At 54.2% G+C, this 1091-nt stretch carries 1 protein-coding gene; it reads right to left on the reverse strand.

Annotation, left to right across the window (positions count from 1 at the left end; all coding sequences use genetic code 11):
* Positions 1-31: 31 nt before the first annotated feature.
* Positions 32-985 (reverse strand): UDP-N-acetylmuramate dehydrogenase, encoded by a 954-nt coding sequence (gene murB, locus RUMCAL_RS00640; protein ID WP_021680435.1) that lies wholly within the window; start codon positions 983-985, stop codon positions 32-34.
* Positions 986-1091 lie beyond the last annotated feature (106 nt).

Here is a 1091-nt window from a genome sequence, read left to right on the forward strand (position 1 = left end):
TCTGTCGCACAATCTTTGTGCGGTATTGCCCTTACTTCTCAACAGCTTCCTGCTCCGGCATATTCGCCGGCTTTGCCGGATCTCCGACAATGACTGGTTCCAATTCCAGCTGATAGCCGGTTTTTTCCAGAACGGTCTGCTTTACAAAATCGCACAGTTCCAGCACATCGCGACAAGTTGCCTTGCCGGTATTGACCACGAAGCCGGCATGCTTTACGCTCACCTGTGCATCGCCGACGCTGGCACCTTTCAGACCGCACTGGTCGATCAGAAATGAGGCATAATTGCCCACCGGTCTTTGAAAGGTGCTGCCGGCACTGGGCAGCTCCAGCGGCTGTTTTGCCCGCCGCTTTCCCAGCAGAGAGTCCATTTCCTCTTTGATCGCCCCATAGCTGCCCTTTTGCAGCTGAAGCGTGACACCCAGAATGATTCTGCCGTCCTGCCGGAAAATACTTTTCCGGTAGCCCAGTTCCATTTCAGATTTTGGTACCACAGAGATCGTGCCGTCCGGTGCCATACAGCGTGCGGAAACTATCACGTCTGCCATTTCGCCGCCGTATGCCCCTGCGTTCATGTACAGGGCACCGCCCACAGTCCCCGGAATGCCGGCAAGGCACTCCATGCCGGTCAGAGATTCTTCCAGAGCGAACTTGCCGATACGGCCCAGTGTGGCTCCGGCTTCACAGTACAGCGTGGTGCCGTCCTGCCGAATCTGGGAAAATTCTTTTCCCAGATGCAGGATCACGCCGGCATAGCCGCTGTCTGCCGCCAGAATATTGCTGCCGTTTCCCAATACCAGATAGGGATAGTTCCGGTCACGGCACAGACCGAGTATCTGCCGTAGTGTTTCTTCGGAATTCACGTTCACGAAAGCACTACAGGCTCCGCCGATCCGGAACGTGGTATGGTTCCGAAGTGGCTCTGCATACTGCACGCTGCAATTGCACGTCCTGCAAATCGCAGCAAGTTCCTGCCAATTTTTCATTATTTTCTCCTAAAATGGATTCTGATTTCATTTTGCCGACCGTCCGCCGGTTAAAAATCATGCTGTTGCTCTTAGGCAATACCGCACAAAGAGCATCTGGCGACTT

The sequence above is a fragment of the Ruminococcus callidus ATCC 27760 genome, assembly GCF_000468015.1.
GTDB classification, from domain to species: Bacteria; Bacillota; Clostridia; order Oscillospirales; family Ruminococcaceae; genus Ruminococcus_C; species Ruminococcus_C callidus.

Bases quoted from the DNA above. Each gene is read 5' to 3' on its own strand.
- murB (WP_021680435.1), bottom strand. From the start codon at position 985: ATGAAAAATTGGCAGGAACTTGCTGCGATTTGCAGGACGTGCAATTGC.